The sequence below is a fragment of the Novosphingobium sp. BF6 genome (genome assembly GCF_058273105.1).
Map to the genome: position 1 here is coordinate 2,766,718 of NZ_CM177775.1, position 25,799 is coordinate 2,792,516.

General features: G+C 66.6%; 17 protein-coding genes. 10 read left to right on the forward strand and 7 right to left on the reverse strand.

Features of this window, described 5'->3' with window-relative positions; genetic code table 11:
• Nucleotides 1-171 precede the first annotated feature (171 nt).
• The 9 genes from sucD (at nt 172) to AC4D6D_RS13595 (ending at nt 11,654) form a co-directional block, all read left to right on the forward strand.
• Nucleotides 172-1,062: a succinate--CoA ligase subunit alpha gene (gene sucD, locus AC4D6D_RS13555; RefSeq protein ID WP_147218977.1), complete on the forward strand. Its 891-nt coding sequence runs from the start codon at nt 172-174 to the stop codon at nt 1,060-1,062.
• A gap of 204 nt (nt 1,063-1,266) precedes the next feature.
• Complete coding sequence (locus tag AC4D6D_RS13560; protein WP_147218975.1) at nt 1,267-4,116, forward strand: 2-oxoglutarate dehydrogenase E1 component; 2,850 nt, start codon at nt 1,267-1,269, stop codon at nt 4,114-4,116.
• Nucleotides 4,117-4,124: 8 nt separating this feature from the next.
• Nucleotides 4,125-5,357, forward strand: coding sequence for a 2-oxoglutarate dehydrogenase complex dihydrolipoyllysine-residue succinyltransferase (gene odhB, locus AC4D6D_RS13565; protein ID WP_491325713.1), 1,233 nt, complete (start codon nt 4,125-4,127; stop codon nt 5,355-5,357).
• A gap of 157 nt (nt 5,358-5,514) precedes the next feature.
• Nucleotides 5,515-6,915, forward strand: coding sequence for a dihydrolipoyl dehydrogenase (gene lpdA, locus AC4D6D_RS13570; RefSeq protein ID WP_159829428.1), 1,401 nt, complete (start codon nt 5,515-5,517; stop codon nt 6,913-6,915).
• A gap of 292 nt (nt 6,916-7,207) precedes the next feature.
• On the forward strand, nt 7,208-7,633 hold the full coding sequence (locus AC4D6D_RS13575; RefSeq protein WP_491325714.1) for a VOC family protein: 426 nt from the start codon (nt 7,208-7,210) through the stop codon (nt 7,631-7,633).
• 124 nt (nt 7,634-7,757) lie between these two features.
• Entirely contained in the window at nt 7,758-8,192 is a 435-nt protein-coding gene (locus AC4D6D_RS13580) for a hypothetical protein (RefSeq protein WP_147218968.1), read from the forward strand.
• A 21-nt stretch (nt 8,193-8,213) separates the two neighbouring features.
• Nucleotides 8,214-8,969 (forward strand): TorF family putative porin, encoded by a 756-nt coding sequence (locus AC4D6D_RS13585; RefSeq protein ID WP_491325715.1) that lies wholly within the window; start codon nt 8,214-8,216, stop codon nt 8,967-8,969.
• Between the two features lie 74 nt (nt 8,970-9,043).
• On the forward strand, nt 9,044-10,567 hold the full coding sequence (locus AC4D6D_RS13590) for a DUF4403 family protein (RefSeq protein ID WP_491325716.1): 1,524 nt from the start codon (nt 9,044-9,046) through the stop codon (nt 10,565-10,567).
• 148 nt (nt 10,568-10,715) lie between these two features.
• Nucleotides 10,716-11,654 carry a quinone oxidoreductase family protein gene (locus tag AC4D6D_RS13595; RefSeq protein ID WP_147218961.1) on the forward strand — a complete coding sequence of 313 codons (939 nt, stop codon included), beginning with the start codon at nt 10,716-10,718 and terminating at the stop codon, nt 11,652-11,654.
• Nucleotides 11,655-11,757: 103 nt separating this feature from the next.
• Here the strand turns inward: AC4D6D_RS13595 and AC4D6D_RS13600 are convergent, their stop codons facing one another.
• The 3 genes from AC4D6D_RS13600 to AC4D6D_RS13610 all read right to left on the reverse strand — a co-directional run bounded on the left by AC4D6D_RS13600 (nt 11,758) and on the right by AC4D6D_RS13610 (nt 16,210).
• On the reverse strand, nt 11,758-13,410 hold the full coding sequence (locus tag AC4D6D_RS13600) for a DUF8614 domain-containing protein (RefSeq protein WP_491325717.1): 1,653 nt from the start codon (nt 13,408-13,410) through the stop codon (nt 11,758-11,760).
• Nucleotides 13,411-13,677: 267 nt separating this feature from the next.
• Complete coding sequence (gene recN / locus AC4D6D_RS13605) at nt 13,678-15,339, reverse strand: DNA repair protein RecN (RefSeq protein WP_491325718.1); 1,662 nt, start codon at nt 15,337-15,339, stop codon at nt 13,678-13,680.
• 73 nt (nt 15,340-15,412) lie between these two features.
• Nucleotides 15,413-16,210 carry an outer membrane protein assembly factor BamD gene (locus tag AC4D6D_RS13610; RefSeq protein ID WP_147218955.1) on the reverse strand — a complete coding sequence of 266 codons (798 nt, stop codon included), beginning with the start codon at nt 16,208-16,210 and terminating at the stop codon, nt 15,413-15,415.
• 169 nt (nt 16,211-16,379) lie between these two features.
• On the opposite strand from AC4D6D_RS13610, the gene AC4D6D_RS13615 reads away from it, so the two are divergent.
• Nucleotides 16,380-18,161, forward strand: coding sequence for a cation:proton antiporter domain-containing protein (locus AC4D6D_RS13615; protein ID WP_147218952.1), 1,782 nt, complete (start codon nt 16,380-16,382; stop codon nt 18,159-18,161).
• Between the two features lie 169 nt (nt 18,162-18,330).
• On the opposite strand, the gene AC4D6D_RS13620 is transcribed toward AC4D6D_RS13615, so the two are convergent.
• From AC4D6D_RS13620 to AC4D6D_RS13635, 4 genes are all read right to left on the reverse strand, one after another.
• Nucleotides 18,331-19,263, reverse strand: a complete 933-nt coding sequence (locus AC4D6D_RS13620) for a glutaminase (RefSeq protein WP_491325719.1) — start codon at nt 19,261-19,263, stop codon at nt 18,331-18,333.
• Between the two features lie 25 nt (nt 19,264-19,288).
• On the reverse strand, nt 19,289-21,949 hold the full coding sequence (alaS, locus tag AC4D6D_RS13625) for an alanine--tRNA ligase (RefSeq protein WP_491325720.1): 2,661 nt from the start codon (nt 21,947-21,949) through the stop codon (nt 19,289-19,291).
• Nucleotides 21,950-22,178: 229 nt separating this feature from the next.
• Nucleotides 22,179-23,255: a recombinase RecA gene (gene recA, locus AC4D6D_RS13630; RefSeq protein ID WP_147218946.1), complete on the reverse strand. Its 1,077-nt coding sequence runs from the start codon at nt 23,253-23,255 to the stop codon at nt 22,179-22,181.
• Nucleotides 23,256-23,351: 96 nt separating this feature from the next.
• Nucleotides 23,352-25,790: a hybrid sensor histidine kinase/response regulator gene (locus tag AC4D6D_RS13635; RefSeq protein ID WP_491327250.1), complete on the reverse strand. Its 2,439-nt coding sequence runs from the start codon at nt 25,788-25,790 to the stop codon at nt 23,352-23,354.
• Between the last annotated feature and the right edge of the window lie 9 nt (nt 25,791-25,799).

Here is a 25,799-nt window from a genome sequence, read left to right on the forward strand (position 1 = left end):
CGTCATCGCACGGGGCGGGCGAGGTCTTCGGCCATCCGGCCCCAGATTTTACCAAGTTGATTTTACCACGTTGATTTTACCACTGGGGCGGTTGCACTTCGCGGAAATTGCGCCATGGCGCTATCCAAGCCGGAATCGGCCTACACCAGGAACAGGAATTAGGATCGACCTATGTCCATTCTCGTCGACAAGAACACCAAGGTCATTACCCAGGGCATGACCGGCAAGACCGGCAGCTTCCACACCGAAGCCGCGCTGGCCTACGGCACCCAGATGGTTGCCGGCGTTACCCCGGGCAAGGGCGGCACCAGCCACCTTGACCTGCCCCAGTACGACACCGTCGCCGAAGCCAAGGCCGCGACCGGCGCCACCGCCTCGTGCATCTACGTGCCGCCCGCGGGCTGCGCCGACGCCATCCTCGAGGCGATCGACGCCGAGATGGAACTGATCGTCGCCATCACCGAAGGCGTTCCGGTTCTCGACATGGTTCGCGTGAAGCGCGCCCTTTCGGGTTCGAAGTCGCGCCTGATCGGCCCGAACTGCCCCGGCGTCCTGACCCCCGGCGAATGCAAGATCGGCATCATGCCCGGCAGCATCTTCTCCAAGGGTTCGGTCGGCGTCGTCTCGCGCTCGGGCACGCTCACCTATGAAGCGGTGTTCCAGACCACCAACGCCGGTCTCGGCCAGACCACCGCAGTCGGCATCGGCGGCGACCCGGTCAACGGCACCAACTTCATCGACGTGCTGGAACTGTTCCTGGCCGACGAAGCCACCAAGTCGATCATCATGATCGGTGAAATCGGCGGCAGCGCCGAAGAAGAAGCGGCCCAGTTCCTCAAGGACGAAGCCAAGCGCGGCCGCAAGAAGCCGATGGTCGGCTTCATCGCCGGTCGTACGGCCCCTCCGGGCCGCCGCATGGGCCACGCCGGTGCCATCGTCTCGGGCGGCCAGGGCGGCGCCGAAGACAAGATCGCAGCCATGGAAGAAGCAGGCATCCGTGTCTCGCCCTCGCCGTCGCTGCTGGGTGAAACCCTTGTGGAAGTCCTCAAGGAAATCGCCTGATCCATCCCCGCGGGCGGCGCATGTCCTTCGGGACCTGCGCCGCCTTGCGGACCCACATGACCGTCCGGCGCGTTAGCGCGAGCGGATGCGATGCGAACGAACCGGCCCCTCCCCCCATTCGGGACCATCGGTCGCTATAACGAATTTGCCATAGTTACTATGGTAGGGCCGGCGGTTTTCCGGCGCGACAAAAGGTGACACCCGATGGGCGACGAAAGTTTCGACTTCACCCCCGATGATATTCTCGACGGCCCGCAGGCCGGTCCGAGCTGGCAACGCAAGAACTGGCCGCTCGTCGGCGCGGAATTCGAGGACGACCTGACGCAGGGCCTCGACCCCAGCGCCCTCAAGGTCAAGATCGAGAAGGCCGCCGCCAAGGGTGGTCAGAAGGTCGACCAGTCCCGCATAGACGAAGCTGCGGCCGACGCCATCCGCGCCATGATGCTGATCCGCACATATCGCGTGCGCGGTCATCTGGCAGCCGATCTCGACCCGCTCGGCCTCAACCAGCGCCAGCTTCCCGCCGATCTCACCCCCGAATACCACGGCTTCGTAGGCGCCGCGCAGGACCGTCAGGTCTATGTCGGCGGTGCGCTCGGCCTGGAATGGACGACCGTTCGCGAGATCGTCCAGATCCTGCGCGCGAACTATTGCGGCAAGGTCGGCCTCGAATACATGCACATCTCCGATGTCGAGGAACGCCGTTTCCTCCAGGAGCGCATGGAAGGGGCGAACAAGGAAATCGAGTTCACCCCCGAAGGCAAGAAGGCGATCCTTCAGGCCGTCGTGCGCGGCGAGCAGTACGAGAAGTTCCTCGGCAAGAAGTACGTCGGCACCAAGCGCTTCGGCCTGGACGGCGGCGAAGCCATGATCCCGGCGCTCGAAGCCGTGATCAAGTACGGCGGCACGCTGGGCGTGAAGGAAATCGTTTACGGCATGGCCCACCGCGGCCGCCTGAACGTGCTCGCGAACGTCCTTGCCAAGCCCTACAAGGTCATCTTCCACGAATTCTCGGGCGGCACCGCCAACCCGGAAGACGTCGGCGGCTCGGGCGACGTGAAGTACCACCTCGGCACTTCGGCCGACCGTGAGTTCGACGGTATCAAGGTCCACATGAGCCTGATGCCCAACCCGTCGCACCTCGAAACCGTCGATCCGGTCGTGCTCGGCAAGGTTCGCGCCTACCAGACCATCGCCGACGACATCGGCGACGACATCGGTCCGGGCGCCAAGCACAAGCAGGTCCTGCCGGTCTTGATCCACGGTGACGCGGCCTTCGCCGGCCAGGGCATCATCTGGGAGTGCTTCGGCCTCTCGGGCGTGAAGGGCTACAACACCGGCGGCTGCATCCACTTCATCATCAATAACCAGATCGGCTTCACGACGAGCCCGCAGTTCGCGCGCAACTCGCCGTACCCGTCCGACGTGGCGAAGGGCGTTCAGGCCCCGATCCTGCACGTCAACGGCGACGATCCGGCTGCGGTGACCTTCGCCTGCAAGCTGGCGATCGACTATCGCCAGACCTTCGGCCGCGACATCGTGATCGACATGTGGTGCTATCGCCGCTTCGGCCACAACGAAGGCGACGAGCCCGGCTTCACGCAGCCGCTGATGTACCAGAAGATCCGCCAGCACCCGCCGGTCAGCAAGATCTATGGCGATCGCCTGAAGCAGGAAGGCGTCATCGACGACACGTTCCTCGCCCAGACGGAATCGGAATTCACCGCACACCTCGAAGAACAGTTCGAGGCGGCCAAGACCTACAAGGCCAACCAGGCCGACTGGTTCTCCGGCCAGTGGAGCGGCTTCCACAAGCCCGCCGATCCCGAAACCGCGCGCCGCAACGTCGACACCACGATCGAGAACAAGCTGTTCGACAGCCTCGGCCGTACCCTGACCACGGTGCCCGAAGGCCTGACCGTCCACAAGACCCTGGCCCGCGTGCTCGCGGCCAAGGAAGAGATGTTCAAGTCGGGCGACGGCTTCGACTGGGCCACGGCGGAAGCGCTCGCTTTCGGCAGCCTCGTTACCGAGGGCTACAACGTGCGCCTCTCGGGCCAGGACTGCGAACGCGGTACCTTCTCGCAGCGTCACTCGGTCTGGGTCGACCAGACGGACGAGCGCAAGTACACGCCGCTGACCACCCTGCCCCACGGCCGCTTCGAAGTGCTGAACTCGACGCTGTCGGAATATGGCGTGCTCGGCTTCGAGTACGGCTTCGCCAGCGCCGATCCGAAGACGCTCGTGCTCTGGGAAGCCCAGTTCGGCGACTTCGCCAACGGTGCGCAGATCATCATCGACCAGTACGTCGCCTCGGCCGAGTCCAAGTGGCTGCGCGCCAACGGCCTCGTCATGCTGCTGCCCCACGGCTACGAAGGCCAGGGTCCGGAGCACTCGTCGGCGCGTCTGGAGCGTTACCTGCAGCTCTGCGCGCAGGATAACATCCAGGTCTGCAACATCACGACGCCCGCGAACTACTTCCACGTTCTGCGCCGTCAGATGCACCGTCCGTTCCGCAAGCCGCTGATCATCATGACCCCGAAGTCGCTGCTTCGCCACCCGCTGGCGAAATCGGCTGCCTCGGAGTTCACCAGCGGCACCTTCTCGCGCATCCTCTCCGACCCCAAGGGCTCGGAAGACGCCGCGACCAAGAAGGTCATCCTGTGCTCTGGCAAGGTCTTCTACGACCTGCTCGAAGCCCGCGATGCCGCCGAGATCGACGATACCCAGATCATCCGCATCGAGCAGCTCTATCCCTTCCCGGGCGAGCCGCTGGCCCAGCGCCTTGCGCGCATGCCGAACCTCGAAGAGGTCGTGTGGTGTCAGGAAGAACCGCAGAACAACGGTTCCTGGTTCTTCGTCGAATCGCAGATCGAGGCTGCCGCCGTCGAAGCAGGCGTGTCCCAGCCGCGTCCGCGCTACGCCGGCCGCAATGCCTCGGCCTCGCCGGCCACCGGTCTCGCCAAGCGCCACGTTGCCGAACAGGCCGCGCTGGTTGCCGACGCGCTGCATCTTTCCGTTCGTTCCGAACTCCGTCGCAAGCAGAAGGCTTGAGATAAATCATGACCACCGAAGTCAAGGTCCCCGTCCTTGGGGAATCCGTCGCCGAAGCCACCATCGGCCAATGGCTGAAGCAGCCCGGCGAAGCCGTTGCCGCTGACGAGCCCATCGCCAGCCTCGAGACCGACAAGGTCGCGATCGACGTCATGGCGCCCCACGCGGGCGTCATGGGCCAGCAGATCGCCAAGGAAGGCGACACCGTCGTCGTCGGCGCCCTGATCGCCACGATCGAGGAAGGCACCGGCGGTGCCGCCGCGCCGAAGGCCGCCGCTGCTCCCGCAGCAGCAGCCCCGGCTCCGGCCCCCGCTGCCGCCGCCGTCGCCCCGGCTGCTGCCGCGGCGGACGAAGGTTCGGCCGGTTCCTCGGTCCTCTCGCCGGCCGTGCGCCGCGCGATCCTGGAACACGGCATCGACCCGGCGACCATCAAGGGCACCGGCAAGGACGGCCGCATCACCAAGGACGACGTCCTCGAAGCGGCCAAGAACAAGCCCGCCTCGGCGCCTGTAGCCGCCTCGGCTGCGACCGCTCCGGCAGCCCGTAGCGAGGAACGCGTCAAGATGACGCGCCTGCGCCAGACCATCGCCAAGCGCCTGAAGTCCGCCCAGGACAACGCCGCACTGCTCACCACCTTCAACGACGTCGACATGTCGGCCGTCATCGAGGCGCGCGAGAAGTACAAGGACGTGTTCCAGAAGAAGCATGGCATCAAGCTGGGCTTCATGTCGTTCTTCGCCAAGGCTTCGGTCCTCGCGCTCAAGGACATCCCAGCCGTCAACGCGCAGATCGACGGTGACGAGATCGTCTACCACGACTACGTCGACATCTCGGTCGCCGTCTCGGCCCCGAACGGCCTCGTCGTTCCGGTCGTGAAGGACTGCGACAAACTGGGCTTCGCGGGCATCGAGAAGGCCATTGCCGAATTCGGCAAGAAGGCCAAGGAAGGCACGCTGACCATGGCCGACATGACCGGCGGCACCTTCACCATCTCGAACGGCGGCGTGTTCGGCGGCCTGATGTCGACCCCGATCATCAACCCGCCGCAGTCGGCCGTGCTCGGCCTGCACCGCATCGAGGACCGCGCCGTGGTGCGTAACGGCGAGATCGTGATCCGCCCGATGATGTACATCGCGCTGTCTTACGACCACCGCATCATCGACGGCCGCGAAGCCGTCACCGCGCTCAAGACCATCAAGGAAGCGATCGAGGATCCCACCCGTCTCCTCATCGACCTCTGAGGTTGCCTCGCCGCTCCACCTGTCTTCACGGCAGGCGGAGCGGCAAGCCCTAACACCCTTCGACAGGCTCAGGGTGAGCGGGTTCGATTGACTTGAATACCAATTCCCGCTCAGGCTGAGCTTGTCGAAGCCCCTTAGCGCGACGGAGGCCTAAACAATGGCTGATTACGATTACGACGTCCTTGTCATCGGTGCCGGCCCCGGCGGTTATGTCGCAGCGATCCGCGCCGCGCAGCTCGGTCTGAAGACCGCCTGCGCCGAAGGCCGCGAGACGCTGGGCGGCACCTGCCTCAACGTCGGCTGCATCCCCTCGAAAGCCCTGCTCCACGCTTCGGAATATTTCGAAGCGGCGAAGGAAGGCGGCTCGATGGCCAAGATGGGCATCAAGGTCACGCCCGAGCTGGACCTCGACACCATGCAGGGCCAGCGCCTCGACGCGGTGAAGGGCCTGACCGGCGGCATCGAATTCCTGTTCAAGAAGAACAAGATCGACTGGCTGAAGGGCTACGCCCAGTTCAAGGACGCGCACAGCGTCGAGGTCGCGGGCAAGACCGTGACCGCCAAGAACATCGTGATCGCCACCGGCTCCTCGGTCACCCCGCTTCCGGGCGTCGAGATCGACAACGCCGGCGGCGTGGTCGTGGATTCGACCGGCGCGCTCGAACTGAAGGCCGTTCCCAAGAAGATGGTCGTCATCGGCGGCGGCGTGATCGGCCTCGAACTCGGTTCGGTCTGGCGCCGTCTCGGCGCGGAAGTCACCGTCGTCGAATTCCTCGACCAGCTCCTGCCGGGCATGGACGGCGAAGTGCGCCGTGAAGCCGGCAAGATCTTCAAGAAGCAGGGCATGACCCTGAAGCTCGGCACCAAGGTCACCGGCGTGACCGTGGAAGGCAAGACCGCCAAGGTCACCGTCGAGCCCGCCAAGGGCGGTGATGCGGAAGTCATCGAAGCCGACGTCGTGCTGGTCTCGATCGGCCGCCGTCCCAACACCGAAGGCCTCGGCCTCGGCAACATCGGCCTCGAACTGAACGCCCGCGCGCAGATCGAGACCGACCACGACTTCGCCACCAAGGTGGACGGCGTCTGGGCCATCGGCGACGTGATCCCCGGCCCGATGCTCGCCCACAAGGCCGAGGACGAAGGCATCGCCGTGGCCGAGAACATCGCAGGCCTGACCGGCATCGTGAACCATGACGTGATCCCGGGCGTGGTCTACACCCAGCCGGAATTCGCAGGCGTCGGCCTCACCGAGGAAGCCGCCAAGGAGCGCGGTGCGATCAAGGTCGGCAAGTTCCCGATGCTCGCCAACTCGCGCGCCAAGACCAACCACGAACCCGACGGCTTCGTGAAGGTGATCGCCGATGCCGAGACCGACCGCGTCCTCGGCGTGTGGTGCATCGCCTCGGTGGCGGGCACGATGATCGGCCAGGCCGCGCAGGCCATGGAATTCGGCGCGACTTCGGAAGATATCGCCTACACCTGCCACGCGCACCCGACCCACTCGGAAGCGATCAAGGAAGCGGCCATGGCCGTGCTGGGCAAGCCGATCCACATCTGATCGGCGCCTTCTTTCGAAGGTCAAGAAAAGACCGGCGGTGCGCAAGCATCGCCGGTCTTTTTCGTTTTTGAAGCACGACTTGGAAGGTCCAGTCACAACCGCATTGCCGTCGCTAAAATTATGTCGTCATCCCAGCGAAAGCTGGGATGACGGGAAGAGGGAAGGCAACCCTCCCCCCTCGTACGACATTGCGACAAGCGTGCGCAAAGTCCGCTAAACCGCATTACCACCATTACCCTGAACTCATTTAGCTGCGCTGGCCTCCCCTCGCCATCCCCGCTATCCCACTCCCATGACCCTGCGCCCGTTCCACCTCGCCTTTCCCGTCCACGATCTCGACGCCGCGCGGGCGTTCTGGGGTGGGGTCATGGGGTGCCGTGAGGGGCGCAGCAGTGCGGCGTGGGTGGACTTCGACTTCCATGGCCACCAGATCGTCGCCCATCATGTTCCCGGCATGGCGCGCGGGGATGCCGGGGCCAATCCGGTCGACGGCCACGGCGTGCCGGTGCCGCATTTCGGGATCGTGCTGGCCATGGAAGACTGGCAGGCCCTCGCCGCCCGCCTGCGCGAGGCCGGAGTCGAGTTCGGCATCGAACCTTATATCCGCTTCGCCGGACAGGCGGGCGAACAGGCCACGATGTTCTTCCGCGACCCTTCCGGCAATGCCATCGAGATGAAGGCCTTCGCCGATCTCGGCCAGCTTTTTGCAACCGACTGAACGGCCCGAAGACAGGCAAATTCAACCACCGGAAACAAACCGGACACCTCCGCCTGCTACCTCTCATGCACAACAATTGAGCACATGATGCCTTGTTTTTAGGCACAACGAGAGGATGTAAGACGTGAGCCTCCTTGCCCTGACCGCCGCCGCACTCGCCGCAACCGCCCCTACGCCGGCCCACAGCGTCCAGATCGACCATCGCGGTGCCAGCTATGCGGTGGAATACGTCACCCATGTGGAGACCCGCGCCAAGGCCATCGGCATGTCGCCGGGAACGCGACCGAGTACGCGCCGCTGCATCGTCAGCGCCGAAGTCAGCGTGGAGCGCCGCATCCAGCCAGCGAGCGGCGGCCGCGCGATCGCCTCGCGCCTGCCCGGCACTCGCAGCTTCACCCAGAACCACCCCGGCGACTGCCGCAAGGGCAGCGAGGACGGCGCAAAGCTGGTGGCCGCCCGCTCCGACGCGATCGATGCCCATGTCCGCCAGCTCGCCTCGGCCGATCACCACGACACTCTGGCCGCTATCGATGCCGCTCGCGATTTCGCGGTGAACTGAAAACAGGCTACAGGCCTGAGCATGAACCGTTTCCTGATTCCGGCGGCCCTCTCGGCCGCCGCTTTCGCCGCGCCGACCACCGTCCTTGCGCAGTCCGCCTCCCCCAGCGTTTCCATCGAAGCGACCACGGACCTGCGCGAGCGCGGGCTGAGCTGGTCGGACGGCAAGCCTGCCCTTTCGCTCGATGCCACCCTGCCCGTGTCGCAGAGCGTCTCGGTCGATCTCGGCGCTGCCAGCCTGCGGGGCAGCGCCCGGCACGGCGGCGCCGACCTCGGCCTTTCCGTCGCGCCAGAAGTCTCGCTGCTGTCCACCGGCGGCTGGACGCTTTCGGCGGGCGCGACCGGGCATGTCTTCGTCGGCGGTTCCGGCCTGAGCTATGGCGAGCTGAACTCCACCCTCGCTTATGGCATCGGCCCGGCCCAGCTTTCGTTGGGTGCCAGCTTCGCCCCCTCCCAGAAGGCGATCGGCGGCAGCGACCTCTATCTGGAGGGCAATGCCACCGTGGGCATCCCCGGCACCGCCCTGACCCTCTACGCCGGCGGCGGCTACAGCACCGGCTCCACCCGCGACACCGCGCTCGCCGCCGAACGCGTGCGGCGCCTGCGGCCGGACGGCAGCTACTGGGACTATTACCTCGGCGTGGAGCACCAGATGGACCGCCTCGCGCTGGGCCTGCGCTTCACCGGCACCTCGATCGGCGACGACTTCACCCCGGGCCGCTACGTGGACCGCGACACCGGCTCGCGCCTCGCCGCCTACTTGCGCTTCACCCCGTAAGCCGGGGCTGGGAACCGGCGCCAGCCTCGGGTATTGTTCCTGCCTCAAGGGGCCATATCCGGGGCAATCACGGCATGAGGACATCAGGCGTCCGGCGAACGAGGACGGCAGCGAGCCTGCTGCTCTGCCTCGCCCTGTCGATGGCGGGCTGCAAGCGCCAGGCCGATCACGAACCGCCGCCCCGCGCCAACGATACCATCGCCGTGGAGCCACGCGCCTCGCTGATAACGGTGCCTCTCCACGCCGATGTCAGCGGCCTTGCCGCCGCGCTGGAACAGGAAATTCCCCGCAAGCTCTGGTCGATCGACCGGCCCGAGACCACTTGCGTCGCCTCGAAGAAGGTGAAGGTCGCCTTCGTCAAGCTCAAGACCCCTACCCTGAAATGCCGCGTCGTCGGCGAAGTGACGCGCGGCCCCTTGCGTTTCCACGGCCAGGGCCGCGACATCGTGCTGACCATGCCGCTCCATGCCGTGCTCCGGGCCGAAGACATCGGCGGCGTGCTCAAGCGCGAAACCGCTACGGCGGATGCCAATGCCCAGGCCACGATCCGCCTGACGCTCGGCAGCGACTGGACCCCGCGCGGCACCGTGGCCATCCGCTACGACTGGACGAACACGCCGCATCTCGATTTCCTCGGCCAGCGCATCGATTTCACCGACAAGGCCGACGAGAAGCTGCGGCCGGTGATCGCCCGGCTCGAGCGCACCCTGCCCGGCCATCTCGCCCGGCTGGAACTGCGCCCGCAAATCGAGAAGGCCTGGGCATCGGCCTTCACCGCGCTCGAACTCAACGAAAAGAACCCGCCGGTCTGGATGCGGGTGACGCCCGAGGAACTCCAGTACGGCGGCTACGAGCTTCGGGAAAATCGCCTGCTGCTGCGCCTCGGCCTGAAGGCGGTGACCGAGACTTTCATCGGCGAGCGCCCCGCCGACCCCAGGGTCAAGCCGCTGCCGCCGGTGCAGCCGCTCGAACAGGAAGCGGGCAGGCTGTCCTTCTTCATCCCCGTGATCGCCGATTATCGCCAGCTGGAGCCGGTGCTGATGCGCGCCTTGCGCAAGCGGGCTGAGCGACCGTTCGAAGTCCCCCACTTCGGGCCGATCATGGCGGATTTCGAGAAAGCGACGATCTACGGCACCACCGGCGGCCGCATCGCCGTGGGTGTGACCTTCACCGCCCGCGACAAGGCCGGGCGGATCAAGCCCGCGCACGGAACGGTCTGGATGACCGCCATGCCGGTGAATGCCGAGAACTCCCGCAAGGTCGATTTCGCGGACTTCCACGTCAGCGGCACCACCGATGCGGTGGGCGGCGATCTGCTGATCGGTTTCGCCAACACGCCGGGCCTGGCGGGGACGCTCGCCAGCGCGCTCGGACAGAATTTCGAGAACGACTACCAGGACCTGCTCGGCAAGATCGCCCGCGCCATCGACGACAAGCGCGAAGGCGCCTTCCTGATCCGCGCCGAAGTCCGGCGGGCCAATACCGGCCGTATCCAGGCGAGCGGCCAGGGGCTCTACCTGCCGGTTACGGCCGAGGGCACCGCCTCCATCGTCCTGCGGCCCGCCATCGGCCCTGCCATCAAGAAGCATGCTCCGTAACGGGACGCAGCAGGGATGCGACAGGCTTGACGTGCAAACGATTTATCCAGAAACGATTCATACAGAGTTGTCTAATATTCGTATGTGAACTGAAGACGGTAGGGATCGCTTGCAGGCTGTATTTTGCTCCGGCTTTGGAGAACGCTCCGTGCTGACGTTCGGCGAAGCGCCCGAACCGGAACCGAGCGCGGACATGGTCCTGATCCGCGTGGACCTGGTTTCGATCGAGGCCATCGATCTCGTGAAGCTGGCGCTCTATCGCACCGGAATGGCCGAAGTTCCGCCTTGCGGGGTGGTCGGCTGCCAGGCGAGCGGCACCGTCGTCGCGGTGGGATCGCAGGTTACGCAGTTCCATCCGGGAGACCGCGTAGTCGCCTATAACGGCTGCGGCAGCCACGCCGAGCTTTTCGCCGCACCCGAAGCCTCGACATGGCTGCTGCCGGAAGGGTTCGATTCCTGCGTCGGCACCGCCGCGCCCTATACGCTTGCGGCGGCTTACGGCACCCTGTTCACGCGCGGCGGCCTGCGGGCCGGAGAGACCGTGCTCATCAACCATGCCACCAGCAGCCTCGGCATCGTCGCCGCGCAACTGGCGCGGCAGGCCGGAGCCATCGTCATCGGCGTGACCCGCGATTCCTCGCGGCACCCGCGGCTTGCCCGGCTCGGCCTGCACCACCTTTACGCACACGACAAGGACGACGTGCTCGCCGGATGCCTGAAACTGACCGGGGGCCGGGGCGTCGATTTCGTCTTCGACATCAGCGCCGGAGAGCGCTTCTCCGAACTCGTCCGGCTGGTGATTCCCGGCGGTCGCTACGCCTCGATTTCGGTAGCGGGCGCGATAGCGCCGCCGGCTTACGGCCGGGAAGGCGCGAATGCCCCTGCCATCTCGCGCTTCACCATCGCCCCCGCCGGACCGATGCGCGATCGCCAGATCCACGCCGAGGTCGCGCGCCTGCTCGATCAGGTGGGCCACGGCACGATCCAGCTTCCCATCGAGCACGAATTCGCGCTCTGCGAAGCCGCCGAGGCCTATGACTTCATCCTCCGCGGCCTGCCTTTCGGGCATGTGGTCATGCGGCCCTGAGGGGCATGAGGTCGCGGGCAGACTGATCGCCTGACCAACCCTATCCCGTTGCCCCCGCCTTCGCGGGGATGACGGGGGGCTTCAGAGACGGGAGCGGGAGCGCTCAGATTCCCTCGGGATAGACCGGGCGGATATCCACGGGCAGGTCGGCCATGCTGGCGATCACCCCTTCCGCTTCCGGATCGAGCTTCGCCCAGCGCGCCATGAAGGCCTTGGTGCCCTCGTAGTCGCCCTTGGCCTGAAGCATCAGCATGTCGTGCAGCAGGTCGCGCAGGCCCGCTTCCATCTTCGCGTCGTCGTAAGTGTAGCGCTTCGTCACCGCGTCGTAGGTGAAGGCGCCCTTCGCCCGCAGATAGCCGTACTGCAGCGCCGCGCCCTTGCCGTGGGCCTCGACCGCACCGAACCGCACCGCACGGAAGATACCGGCGACGTACGTGGCGAAAAGCTGCGGGCGCTCGGCAGCGGGAATCTCACCCTTCCGCATCATCAGCAGGATGTCCCAGACCCCGGCGACATCGGCCTTGGCTTCCTCGATCGCCGAGTTCTGCTCCTTGAGCGCCTTGTCCACCGTGGTCGTCTGCCCGTTCACGACGATCGTGCCCGGCCCGAGGCTGTGCGACAGTTCGTGGAACAGCGTCTCCAGCTGCATGTACTTGCGATCGACCTGCGCCGCCTGCGACGGCACCAGCACCAGCGCACCCATCGGCTTCAGGATACGCTCGAACTTGGCGCCGAGCACGTTCGAGAGGATCACCTTCTTCGCGCCCTTGGCCTCGCGCACGCGCTCGTCGTTGGGCAAGTTGAAGGCCACCGTCTGCGGCCCCGGCACATTGTCGCCGCCGCCGCGAATCTGCTCGGCCACGGCGATCGGGCTTTCGAAACCGCGCTGGAAGTTCTTGTACTCCTCCGCGATCGGCAGGTTCGCTTCCATGTCGCGAAGATAGTTCTTGTACTTGGCGAGCGCCGCCGATTCTACCGGGTCCTTCAGGGTCACGAAGCTCTCGAACGAGGTCTTCGCGCCCATCAGCCGGTCGGTATAGACCTCGTAAGGCCCGATCGCGACTTCGATCGGCGTGTCCTTCAGGTCCATCCACGCCAGTTCGCTCTCGTAGTAATCGTCGGTGCGGAAAGCCTTGGCGCGCAGCGAGAGGAACGTCTTGAGGCTGGCATTGTTCGTCCGCGCCGCCGCCTGATCGAGCAGCTTCGCCGCCGGTTCCAGCCATTCCTTGTAGGCGACCGAATAAGGCACCGCGACCAGCTTCGCGCCGTCGCGGCGAACCACCGTGTAAGGGCTGGTCAGCGCCGCCTTCTGCTCCGGGTGCGCGGCAAGATAAGCCTCGAAATCGGCGCGCGTCAGGTCCTCGGGATAGAAGCCCGCGCCTTCCGGCATCGGCGTGGTGCCCCAGAACGGATGCAGATCGGCCAGCTCGTCCCAAGGGCCGAAGTTGCGGTCGAACATCTCGACCAGCAGATCGCGGTCGGCGCGGCGGTTCATCGAGACCGCGCGGCGCACCTGCGGGTTCTCGGCGTAGCGCTGGCGCAGATAGACCTCGCTCATCAGATCGGAAGCCTTGATGAGCAGGTTCACCACGTCGCGCTCCTCGGCCGAAAGGAACTTGGTGTCCACCGCCATCGGGATCGTCGCCAGCTTCGCCTTCTGCGCGGCGAGGTCGTAGGCCGGCTCGGCAGCAAGCGCCGGAACGGAAACGAGACTGGTCGCGGCGAGCAGCGCGGAGGCGAGGAGGAACTTGGGCATGGGATAGGGTCCGTCTGGGGGATTGATCGGGCGGACCCTAGGCTTCCTGCCGTTCGGTGCAAAGGGAAGAAAAAGGTAGAAGCAGGGGAGCATAGCCCCCCCTGCACCCCCAGGAATGTCGAGGTCAGGTGCAATCTGGCCGTTGTGCGCTCATGGCAGCGTCGGGAGACTTAATGGCTGCGCCGCAAGGAGCGCACTACGGATAGGTAGTGCGCAAAGGTAGACATTCCGAGGGTCCGGGGGATCATCCCCCGGAATCTTCCCTTCTTAAACTTCCAACAACCGATCCGCCTGCGCCCGAGCCTCAGCCGTCACTTCGGCACCGGAGAGCATCCGCGCGATCTCTTCCTTGCGCTCGCCGTCGTCGAGCAGCGCCACCGAAGTACGCGTAACGGTGCCCTCGCTGGACTTGGCGATCATGTAGTGCCGCCGCCCGCGCGCCGCGACTTGCGGGCTGTGGGTAACGGCCAGCAGCTGCCCGTCCGAAGCGAGCCGCGCCAGGCGTTCACCGATGGCGCTCGCCACCGCGCCGCCGACGCCGCGGTCGATCTCGTCGAAGATCACCGTCGCCGCGCCGCCTTCTTCCGCCAGCGCCACCTTGAGCGCGAGGATGAAGCGCGAGAGTTCGCCGCCCGAGGCGATCTTGGCCAGAGGGGCGAAATCGGCGCCGGGGTTGGTGCTGATGAGAAATTCGACCGCGTCCATGCCCTGCGCGTTCCAGCGCTCCTCGGGCAAACGGATCACCGAAGTCTGGAACCGCGCGGCATCGAGCTTGAGCGGCGCGAGTTCGGCGGCGACCGCCTTGTCGAGCCGCTTGGCGGCGGAGCGGCGCAAGTCGTGCAGCGCCTCGGCCTGTTCGCGGTAGGCCAGCGCGGCCTTCTGCGCCGTGCGTTCGAGCCCGGCGACATGTTCCTCGCCGCCCTCGATGGCATCGAGCGCGCTGCGCATCTCGCGCATCTTTTCAGGCAGGTCGTCGACCTGGCAGCCCTGCTTGCGGGCAGCGGCGCGGAGGTCGAACAGGCGGGTCTCGATGCGGTCGAGTTCGTCGGGATCGAAGGCCAGTGCCTCGGCGGCGCGGTCGAGCCGGTCTTCCGCCTCGCTCGCCTCGATCACGGCGCGGTCGAGCGCTTCAAGCGCCTCGGCCAGCAGCGGGTGTTCCCCGGCGATCCGGTCGAGACGGCGCGAGGCACCGCGCAAGGTCGCCAGCGCCGAATCGGAGCCGGTCCAGAGATGCTGGAGCGCGACGAGATCGTCCGAAAGCTTCTCGCCCTTCTGCATGCCGCCGCGGGCCTGGGCGAGTTCCTCTTCCTCGCCTTCCAGCGGGGACAGGGCATCGAGTTCGGCGAGGTGGGCGAGCAACAGGTCCTGATCCTCGGCCGCCTTGGCGACTTGCGCGCGGGCACTGTCAAGCGCGTGCTGCGCCGCGCGCCAGGCCTTCCACGCGGCCTCGACGCCCGCGACATCGCCCCCGGCGAAACGGTCGAGCAGGGCGCGGTGCCCCTTGGCATTGACGAGACCGCGATCGTCGTGCTGGCCGTGGATCTCGACGAGCGCGGGGGCGATCTCGCGCAGCAGGGCGACGCCCACCGGCTGGTCGTTGAGGAAGGCGCGGCTGCCGCCGTCGGCCTTGAGCTGGCGCTTGAGGATCAGCGGCTCGCCCGGCTCGATCTCCACATCGGCATCGTCGAGCACGGCGCGAACGTTCGGGGGAAGCTGCGGGAACTCGAAACTGGCGGTGACGGTGGCGCGGGCCTCTCCGGCACGGACGAGGCCGCTGTCGGCGCGGTTGCCGATGACGAGGCCCAGCGCGTCGAGCAGGATCGACTTGCCCGCGCCGGTTTCACCGGTGAGAACGCCCAACCCCCTCGCAAAATCGAGGTCGAGCGCTTCGATCAGCACGATATTGCGGATGGAGAGGCGGTTCAGCATGTTCGCGATCCGTTCTAGCGGATACCAGACCGTCCGTCACGCACCTTTGCGCGCCGCCCCTTCCGGCAAGTCCTCAGGCCGCGACGTTCTGCGGCGCGTACTTGCCGATCAGCTTGTAGGCGCGGTCGTACCACTTGCTGTTCGGATAGTTGTGTTCCAGCACGGCGGCGGCCTTCTGCGCCTCGTCGGGAACGCCGAGCGCGAGGTAGCCTTCGACGAGGCGGAACAGCGCTTCGGGCGCGTGGCTGGTGGTCTGGAAATTGTCGACCACGTTGCGGAAGCGCAGCGTGGCGGCCAGCCACTTGCCGCTGGCCTCGTAGGCGCGGCCGATGGTCATTTCCTTGCCCGCAAGGTGATCGTTCACGAGGTCGATCTTGAGCTTGGCGTCCGAGGCATAGGGCGAGTTCGGATAGCGGCGCATCACGTCGGTAAGCGCCTGCTTGGCCTGCTCGGTGGTCTTCTGGTCGCGCGTCACGTCGCTGACCTGCTCGTAGTAGCAGATGGCGATCAGGTAGTAGGCGTAAGGCGCATCCTTGTTGCCCGGATGGATCGACAGGAAGCGTTGCGCCGACTGGATCGACTTGGTGTAGTCCCGCGCGGCGTAGTAGCTGAAGGCGCTCATCAGCTGGGCGCGGCGGGCCCAGGGCGAATAGGGGTGCTGGCGCTCGACTTCGTCGAACAGCGCGGCGGCCTGCCGGGTGCGGCCCTGATTCAGGCGTTCCTGCGCAGCGGCATAGAGCGTGTCCACGTCGCGCGCGACATAGGCGGTATCCTTGTTGCCGCCTCCACGCCCGGCACATCCGGCGGTCAATACGAGCGCCCCGGTGGCGGCGGCGGCGAGGGCGATCTTGAAGCGCGAGCGTTCGAACATGGGGCCGGTCTATAGCCAGCGGTTTGCTGAACGCCAAGTGAAGTTGCGAGGGGATACACTTTAGCGTGGACAGCAGGAGCGCGCGCTTCTCTGCAAACGCAGAAATACCCGTGAACAGGGCCGCTTCGCCATTGTCTGTCGCGCCGCGCCTGCCATAGTCGGAAAGATAATGGCAGGCAGCAACGCACTCTCCTCTCCGGTCCTCTCCGACGCGCTCGTGATCCTCGGCGCGGCGGGCATCGTGATTCCCGTGTTCAACCGATTCCGCATCACCCCGGTGATCGGCTTCATCCTCGTCGGCCTGCTGGTCGGCCCGTTCGGGCTGGGGAGGCTGGTGTTCGACACCCCGTGGCTGTCCTGGGTGACGATCACCGACCCCGACGGACTGGAGATATTCGCCGAATTCGGCATCATCCTGCTGCTGTTCTCGATCGGCCTCGAACTCTCGTTCGGGCGATTGTGGGCGATGCGGCGATTCGTCTTCGGCCTCGGCTCGCTGGAACTGATCCTGACCGGCTCCGCGCTCACCTTCTTCTTCGCCGCGATCGGACAGGGCTTTTCCGGCGCCATGGCGCTGGGCCTCGCCCTCGCCCTTTCCTCGACCGCGCTGGTCCTGAAGATGACCGACACGACCACCCCGGTCGGCCGCGCCGCGCTGGCGATGCTGCTGTTCGAGGATATCGCGCTGGTGCCGATCATCTTCCTGCTCGGCGCCCTTGCTCCCCATGCCAAGGGCGCGGGCGTGGACGGGCTGATCCACACGCTGGTCTGGGGCACGCTGGTCGTCACCGCACTACTGGTGCTGGGCCGCTACCTGCTGCCGCCGCTCTTCGCGCAGGCGGCGCGCACCAAGAGCCCGGAGCTGTTCCTCGCCGCCAGCCTGCTGGTGGTGATCCTCGCCTCGCTGGCGACCGGCGCCACCGGCCTCTCGCCGATCGTCGGCGCCCTCGTCGCGGGGCTGCTGATCGCCGAGACCGAATACCACACCGAAGTCGAGCAGATCATCGAGCCGTTCAAGGGCCTCGCCCTCGGGGTGTTCCTCATCACCATCGGCATGAGCATCGACTTGCGGATCGTCTGGGAGAACCTCGCCTCGATCCTGATCGCGACGGTCGGGGTGGTGCTGCTGAAGTCCACCGTCACCGGCCTGCTGCTGCGCATGATGGGCGCCCGGCGCGGCACCGCGACCGAGACCGGTATCCTCATGTCCAGCCCTTCGGAAACCACGCTGATCGTGCTGAGCGCCGCCGGTGCGGCCCAGTTGATCCAGCCCGGCACGGCGATGTTCTGGCAGATCGTCACCGCACTAGGACTGACGGTCACGCCCTTGCTGTCGATGATCGGCAAGATGCTGGCCCGGCAGGTGGACAGCGTGGAAACCCCGCACCAGCCCGCCGAGGCGCCGGACAAGCCGCGCGTGCTGATCATCGGCTTCGGCCGCGTCGGGCGGCTGGTCGCCGATATGCTGGCGCGCCACGGCCGCCCCTACCTCGCGGTGGACAGCAATACCGACCTCGTCACCGACGGCCGCCGCCACGGCTATACCGTCGCGTTCGGTGATGCCGGGCGCGGCGATGCGATGCTGCGCTTCGGCGCTGCGAGCGCGGCGGCGGTGATCCTGACGATGGACGAGCCGGTCACTGCCCAGCGCATCGTCCGCAAGCTGCGCGCCGACTTCCCCGACCTGCCGATCATCGCCCGCGCCCGCGACGCCGAGCACGCCGCCGTGCTCTACCGCGCCGGAGCCACGCATTCGGTGCCGGAAACGCTCGAAAGCTCGCTCCAGCTTTCCGAAGCCGCGCTGGTCGAGATCGGCGTGGCGATGGGCCCGGTGATCGCCTCGATCCACGAAAAGCGCGACGAATTCCGCGAGCAGATCATGCAGCAGGGCGGCCTCTCGCAGAAACCCGCGCTCAAGTCGGGTCAGTTGCGCCAACCCGAGAAAGTCTAGGGCAGAGCCTGCCCAATGCTTGTGGTCGTCCCTCCCCGCTCATCCTGAGCGTCTTACACCCCGCTCATCCTGAGCTTGTCGAAGGATGGGAGGCACAGCGCCACGCCGCCAGGGGCTTCGACAAGCTCAGCCTGAGCGGTATTGAGAGTGGTGTTGAAACTTGGGGGAGTTAGATCACGCGCGGCTCGAACACCGACCATCCGGTGCGCTGGACGAGCCGCTCCAGCGCCATCTGGCCGAGCTGCGAGTTGCCGCTCTCGTTAAGGCCCGGCGACCAGACCGCGACGCTGGCGATTCCGGGCGCCACCGCGAGAATACCGCCGCCCACGCCCGACTTTCCGGGCAAGCCGATGCGATAGGCAAAGTCGCCGGAATTGTCGTAGTGCCCGCAGGACATCATCAGCGCATTGATGCGCCGCGCCCGCTTCTCGCTGATGACGCGGTGGCCGTCAGACCGCCCGCCGTCCATCAGGTAACGGCCTGCGAGCGCCAGTTGCCGGCAGCTCATGGCAAGCGCGCAGAAGTGGAAATAAGTGCCCAGCACCAGCTCGACATCGCCGTGGAGAGTGCCGAAAGCGCGCATGTAATTGGCCAGCGCGCGATTGCGGAAACCCGTTTCGCGCTCTGCGGCGGCGACCGTTTCGTCTATGGCGATGCTGTCGTCACCCGCCAGTTCGCGCACGAAGCGCAGCATCTGCCCGATCGCCTCACGCGGTTGCAACCGCCCGAGCAGCACGTCGGTTACGACGATAGCCCCGGCATTGATGAAGGGGTTGCGGGGAATGCCGTGCTCGGTTTCCAGCTGGACGATCGAGTTGAACGCACTGCCCGAAGGCTCGCGCCCCACCCGCTCCCACAGTTGGTCGCCCACCGCGCCGAGCGCCAGGGTCAGCGCGAAGACCTTGGAGATCGACTGGATCGAGAAGGCCTCGTCGGCATCGCCCGCGACATGGACCTCACCGTCCGCCATGACCACCGCCATGCCGAACTTGTCCAGCGGCACGGCGGCCAGCGGCGGGATATAGTCGGCAACCGTTCCCCGGCTGCCGACCTCGCGCATTTCCTCGGCGATGGCCGTGACGATCTCGGCGATAGAGAACATCGGCGAGGACACGGGCAGTCCGGGATCAACCCGCGAGCACGGCCTTGACCGCAGCGATGGCATCCGCCGCCTTGTCACCGTCGGGACCGCCGCCCTGCGCCATGTCGGCGCGGCCGCCGCCGCCCTTGCCGCCCAGCGTCTCGACGCCCTTGCGGACGAGATCGACAGCGCTGATCGTGCCGGTGAGGTCTTCGGTGACGGCAGCGGCGATGCTCGCCTTGCCCTCGTTCACCGCGACGATCGCGGCGACGCCCGAACCCATGCGCTGCTTGGCCTGATCGAGCAGGCCGCGCAGTTCCTTGGGGTCGAGGCCCTCAAGCACCTGACCCGAGAACTTCACGCCGTTCACTTCCTCGTCAGCCGCTTCGGCCTTGCCCGAGCCGCCGCCCAGCGCCAGCGCCTTCTTTGCTTCGGCCAGTTCGCGTTCGAGCTTGCGGCGCTCGTCGAGCAGCGCGGTGACGCGGGCCTCGACGTCTTCCGGCGTCGTGCGCAGCGCGCTGGCGGCGCCCTTCAGCGCTTCCTCGCGGGCCACGAGCCACTGGCGGGCACCTTCGCCGGTCAATGCCTCGATGCGGCGCACGCCCGAGGAGACCGCGCTTTCCGAAACGATGCGGAACACGCCGATGTCGCCGGTGGCGCGCACGTGGGTGCCGCCGCACAGCTCGACCGAATAGGTGCGCTCGCCCGCTTCGGTCTTGGCGCTGCGGCCCATCGACAGCACGCGCACTTCATCGCCGTACTTCTCGCCGAACAGCGCCATGGCGCCTGCTTCGATCGCGTCGTCGGGCGTCATCAGGCGGGTGAGCACCGGATCGTTGGCGCGGATTTCCGCGTTCACTTCGGCTTCGATCGCCGCGATATCCTCGGCGTCGAGCGCCTTGGGGTGCGAGTAGTCGAAACGCAGGCGCTCGGCGGCGACCAGCGAACCCTTCTGGGTGACGTGATCGCCCAGACGGTTGCGCAGCGCGGCATGCAGCAGGTGCGTGGCCGAGTGGTTGGCGCGCACGGCATCGCGGCGTTCAGCATCGACCTTGAGGTTGACGGCATCACCCACCTTGATCGTGCCCGCCTCGACCGTGCCGCTCATGGCGTGGAGACGGCCGAGCGGCTTGGCGGTGTCGGTGACGGCAATCTTCAGGCCGTTCGCGCCGAGGATCGTGCCGCGATCGCCTTCCTGACCGCCCGATTCGCCGTAGAACGGCGTCTGGTTGGTCAGCACTACGACCGCTTCGCCCGCCGTGGCGGACTGGACTTCCTTGCCGTCCCTGACCAGCGCCACGACCTGGCCTTCGCCGGTGATCGAGGCATAGCCGGTGAACTCGCTGGCGCCTTCGCGCTCGGCGATGTCGAACCAGACTTCGCTGTCGGCGGCCTGCCCCGAACCCTTCCATGCAGCGCGGGCGGCGGCCTTCTGCTGGGCCATTGCGGCGTCGAAACCGGCGCGGTCCACGGCGATGCCGCGCGAACGCAGCGCGTCTTCGGTGAGGTCGTAAGGGAAACCGTACGTGTCGTAGAGCTTGAACGCGGTCTCGCCGGGGAGTTCGCCGCCCTCACCCATGCCCCCGGTGGCTTCGTCGAGCAGCTTGAGGCCGTTGGCGAGGGTGCGGCGGAACTGCACTTCCTCGCGCTCCAGCGTTTCCTCGATCAGCGGCTGGGCGCGACCGAGTTCCGGATAGGCCTGGCCCATCTCGGCGACGAGCGCGGGCACCAGACGGTGCATCAGCGGATCGCGCGCACCGAGCAGGTGCGCGTGGCGCATGGCGCGACGCATGATGCGGCGCAGGACATAGCCGCGGCCCTCGTTCGAGGGCAGCACGCCGTCGGCCAGCAGGAAGCTGGTCGAGCGCAAGTGGTCCGCGATCACGCGGTGGCTGGCGCGCTGCTCGCCCTGCGCGGCGACGCCGGTGAGGCTTTCCGAGGCGGCGATAAGCGCCTTGAAGGTGTCGATATCGTAGTTGTCGTGCACGCCCTGCATGACCGCCGAGATACGCTCAAGGCCCATGCCGGTGTCGATCGAGGGCTTCGGCAGGTTGCCGACGATCTCGCCCGCCGACTGCTCGAACTGCATGAACACGAGGTTCCAGATCTCGATGAAGCGGTCGCCGTCTTCTTCCGGCGATCCCGGAGGGCCGCCCCAGATGTGGTCGCCGTGGTCGAAGAAGATTTCCGAGCAGGGACCGCACGGGCCTTCGTCGCCCATCGCCCAGAAGTTGTCCTTGGTGGGGATGCGGATGATCTTCGATTCCGGCAGGCCCGCGATCTTCTTCCAGAGGTCGAAGGCTTCGTCGTCGGTGTGGTAGACGGTGACGAGCAGCTTCTCGACCGGAAGGCCCCATTCCTTGGTCAGCAGGGTCCAGGCGTGGGTGATCGCCTGTTCCTTGAAGTAGTCGCCGAACGAGAAATTGCCGAGCATTTCGAAGAACGTGTGGTGGCGCGCGGTGTAGCCGACGTTGTCGAGATCGTTGTGCTTGCCGCCGGCGCGGACGCACTTCTGCGAGGACGTGGCGCGCGGCGCGAACGGCGTTTCAAGACCCGTGAACACGTTCTTGAACGGCACCATGCCGGCGTTCACGAACATCAGCGTCGGGTCGTTGTAAGGAACGAGCGGCGCGGACTGAACGGCCTCGTGACCATTGCTGGCGAAATAGTCGAGGAAGGACCGGCGGATTTCGTTGGTCGTGTGCATAGAACGCGCCGATAATCCAGCGACGCGGCGGCGGCAAGCGGGTTGCTGCGGTCAGACTGTTCGGTTCTCGCGATAAGCGGCGGCGGTGCAGGTGTGTTGCATCTGCGCCACGGGTTTTGGGTGGCTGGGGAGGCAGGCAAACCGACAGGGGATAACTCCTGAAATCCCGAAAACAAAAACCCCGGCGCAAGGGCCGGGGTTTTCTTCGTTCTGCGGGTACGCGCAGAGCTTATTCGACGTCGTCTTCCGCCGAAGGGCCGACCATCATTTCCTCGGCCAGACCGGCGGTCTGGGCGCGGATCGCCTTTTCGAGGCGATCGCAGATTTCGGGGTTGGTCTTGAGATAGGTCTTGGCGTTTTCACGGCCCTGACCGATGCGGATCGAATCGTAGCTGAACCAGGCGCCCGACTTCTCGACGATGCCCGCCTTGACGCCGAGGTCGAGGATCTCGCCGATCTTGGAGATGCCCTCGCCGTACATGATGTCGAACTCGACCTGCTTGAACGGCGGCGCAACCTTGTTCTTCACGACCTTCACGCGGGTGGCGTTGCCGACGATATCGTCGCGGTCCTTGATCTGGCCGGTGCGGCGGATGTCGAGGCGGACCGAGGCGTAGAACTTGAGCGCATTGCCGCCCGTGGTCGTTTCCGGGTTGCCGTACATGACGCCGATCTTCATGCGCAGCTGGTTGATGAAGATCACCATGCAGCGCGAGCGGCTGATCGAGCCGGTCAGCTTGCGCAGCGACTGGCTCATCAGGCGGGCCTGGAGACCGACGTGGCTGTCGCCCATCTCGCCTTCGATTTCGGCGCGGGGGACCAGCGCGGCCACCGAGTCGACCACCAGCACGTCGATCGCGTTCGAGCGGACCAGTGTATCGGTGATTTCGAGCGCCTGTTCGCCGGTGTCGGGCTGCGAGACGATCAGTTCGTCGATATTGACGCCCAGCTTCTTCGCATAGACGGGATCGAGCGCGTGTTCGGCGTCGATGAAGGCAGCGGTGCCGCCCGACTTCTGCGCCTCGGCGATGACGTGGAGGGCGAGCGTGGTCTTGCCCGAGCTTTCCGGCCCGTAGACTTCGATCACGCGGCCGCGCGGCAGGCCACCGACCCCCAGCGCGATGTCGAGCCCGAGCGAGCCGGTGGAGATCGCCTCGACCTGCATCGCTTCCTTCGAACCCAGCTTCATCGCGGAGCCCTTGCCGAACGCCTTGTCGATCTGCGCAAGCGCGGCTTCGAGCGCCTTCTGACGGTCCATGTTGTCCTTTTCCTTGCCTTCCTGGATCAGCTTGAGCTGAGCAGCCATGTCACTTCCCCTTGCTACCGGCCTGACCGGAAAGGTCAACGTCGTGGGGAACTATGTATCCACTTTGTTCTCATGGAACAAGAGGGGAACGATGGCTTATTTCCTATTTTTAACGCCGCCTGCGGTACGGGCCAGAACATCCCCGACTTTTTCCGAGAGCTGCTGCACGGAGAACGGCTTGGGCATGAACCAGGCATTGGCGATGCCGATTTCCTTGCGCAGTTGCTCCTCGGCATAGCCCGACATGAACAGCACCGGCAGCTCCGGGGCGATGCGGCGGATCTCGCGCGCCATGCCGGGGCCGTCGAGCGTGGGCATAACCACGTCGGAGATTACGAGGTCGAACCGGCCGCCCTCCTCCACGAGTTCCAGCCCTTCCTCGCCGTCGCGCGCGCAGGTCACGGCATAGCCCTGCCGGGTGAGTGCGCGTTCGGCGACGATGCGCACCGGGTCCTCGTCCTCCACCAGCAGGATCGCGCCGCCGCCCGCCCACTGGCTGGGTTCGACCTCGGGTTCCTCGACCGGCGCCGGTTCGGGCGCGGAGCCGGGGGCGACGTGGTGGACCGGCAGGTAGACGACGAAGCGCGTCCCCCGGCCCGGCTCGCTTTCCGCGAAGATGAAGCCGCCCGACTGCTTGACGATGCCGTAGACGGTCGAAAGACCAAGGCCGGTGCCCTTGCCCTGCTCCTTGGTGGTGAAGAACGGCTCGAAGATCTTGCCGAGGTGTTCGGGCGGGATGCCGCCGCCGGTATCCTCGACGATCATCGCGGTATAGTCGCCCGCCGGGATGATCTCGCTGCGCATCGCCCGCACGTCGGTATTGCTGATGCGGCAGGTGGCCAGCGTGAGCGTGCCCGCGCCGTCGCCCTTCATCTGCATCGCATCGCGCGCGTTGACCGCGAGGTTGACGATCACCTGCTCCAGCTGGGTCGGGTCGGCGCGCACCGGGCCGAGGTCGCGGTCGTGGGTGACGACGAGCTGGATCTTCTCGCCGATCAGGCGGCGCAGCATCTGCGAGACGTCCGCCACCACGTCGGGCAGCTGGAGCACTTCGGGGCGCAGGGTCTGCTGACGCGAGAAGGCAAGGAGCTGGCGGGTCAGCGAGGCGGCGCGGTTGGAATTGGCGCGGATCTGCTGGATGTCGTCATAGTCCGAATCGCCGGGCGTATGGCGCATCAGCATGAGATCGCAGGTGCCGAGGATCGCGGTCAGCACATTGTTGAAATCGTGCGCGACGCCGCCCGCGAGCTGGCCCACTGCCTGCATCTTGGTGGCCTGCGCGACCTGCCGCTTGAGGCGGGTTTCCTCCGAGGTGTCGGTGAGGCCGAGCAGCACTGCCGCCTCGCCGAGACCGCGCACGCCCGCAAGGCTGAGCGAGACCGGATCGTCGGGCTGGGTGGTCAGGCGCACGGCGATGTCGCCTGCGGCGGCGGGGCCTTGCGCGAAGCGGCGGATCGCTTCGGACAGCGCGCGCTTGTCGTCGCGGACGACGAGGTCGGTGGGGTAGCTCGGCGGGTGCTGGCCCTCCTGCCCGGCGGCGCGCATGAAGGCGGGGTTGGCGAAGAGCAGCCGCCCGTCGCGGTCGGCCATGGCGAGGCCGAGCGGCAACTGGCTGATCAGCGCCTCCAGATGCGGCGCGGCCGTACCGCCACCGCCACCCGCGCCGATGCCCTGCCCGGCCTCGACCACCAGCATCAGCGACGGCGTGACATGGGGATCGGGTTCGCCCGGCGCATCGGGATCGGCGATCGGGACGTGATAGAGCACGAGCGGTCCGCCGCGTCCGGCATCGCGCGCCCAGCCGATGCGCTCGCCTTCCTCCTGGCTGATGAGCGAAACGAAATCGAGGCCGGTCATGTCGGCCAGAGCGTCACCCGTCGCGCGCTGGGAGAAACCGGCGCTGGCGGCGCGGATCATGCCGTCGGGATCGACCACCGCTGCCGAGATGCCGGCGCGGGCAAGGCCCTTTCCGAGCTTGCCGTCGATCTGGCGGACCATGTCGCCCACGAGATCGACCGAACTGACCGGTTGGAACTGCCAGACGAGAAAGTCGTCGCCCCGGCCCGAGCGCTGGATTTCCACCCGCCAGTCGGCCGGGATATCGCCTTCGGTGCGCAAGTCGGTGCGGGCATGGCCGTCGCGCCAGGCGGCGCGGACGGCTTCGGTAAGGCGTTCCGTCGCGGCATCGCCCACCGGCAGGCGCGGCGGCGGGCTGGCGGTGCCGAACCACTGCTCGAAACCGGCATTGGCGCAGGCGAGGCGCCCGGCGCGGTCGGTGACGGCGATCGCGCTGTCGGCGCGGTCGATCGCGGCGACCGTGACCGACCAGTCGGGCTGGGCGAACTCCACGTCGGCGGCCTCGGTCCGGCGATTGGCGACCATCCAGGCGAGACCCGCGAAGACCAGCAGCGTGCCGGTGAGGATCGCGGTGAGCAGTCCGTCGCCGCTGACCAGCCAGACCAGCCCGGCGCTGAGCACCAGAGCGATGCCGACGACGGCGGTGTCGGAAAGACCGCCGATTTTACCCGCCGCCATGACCTCGCC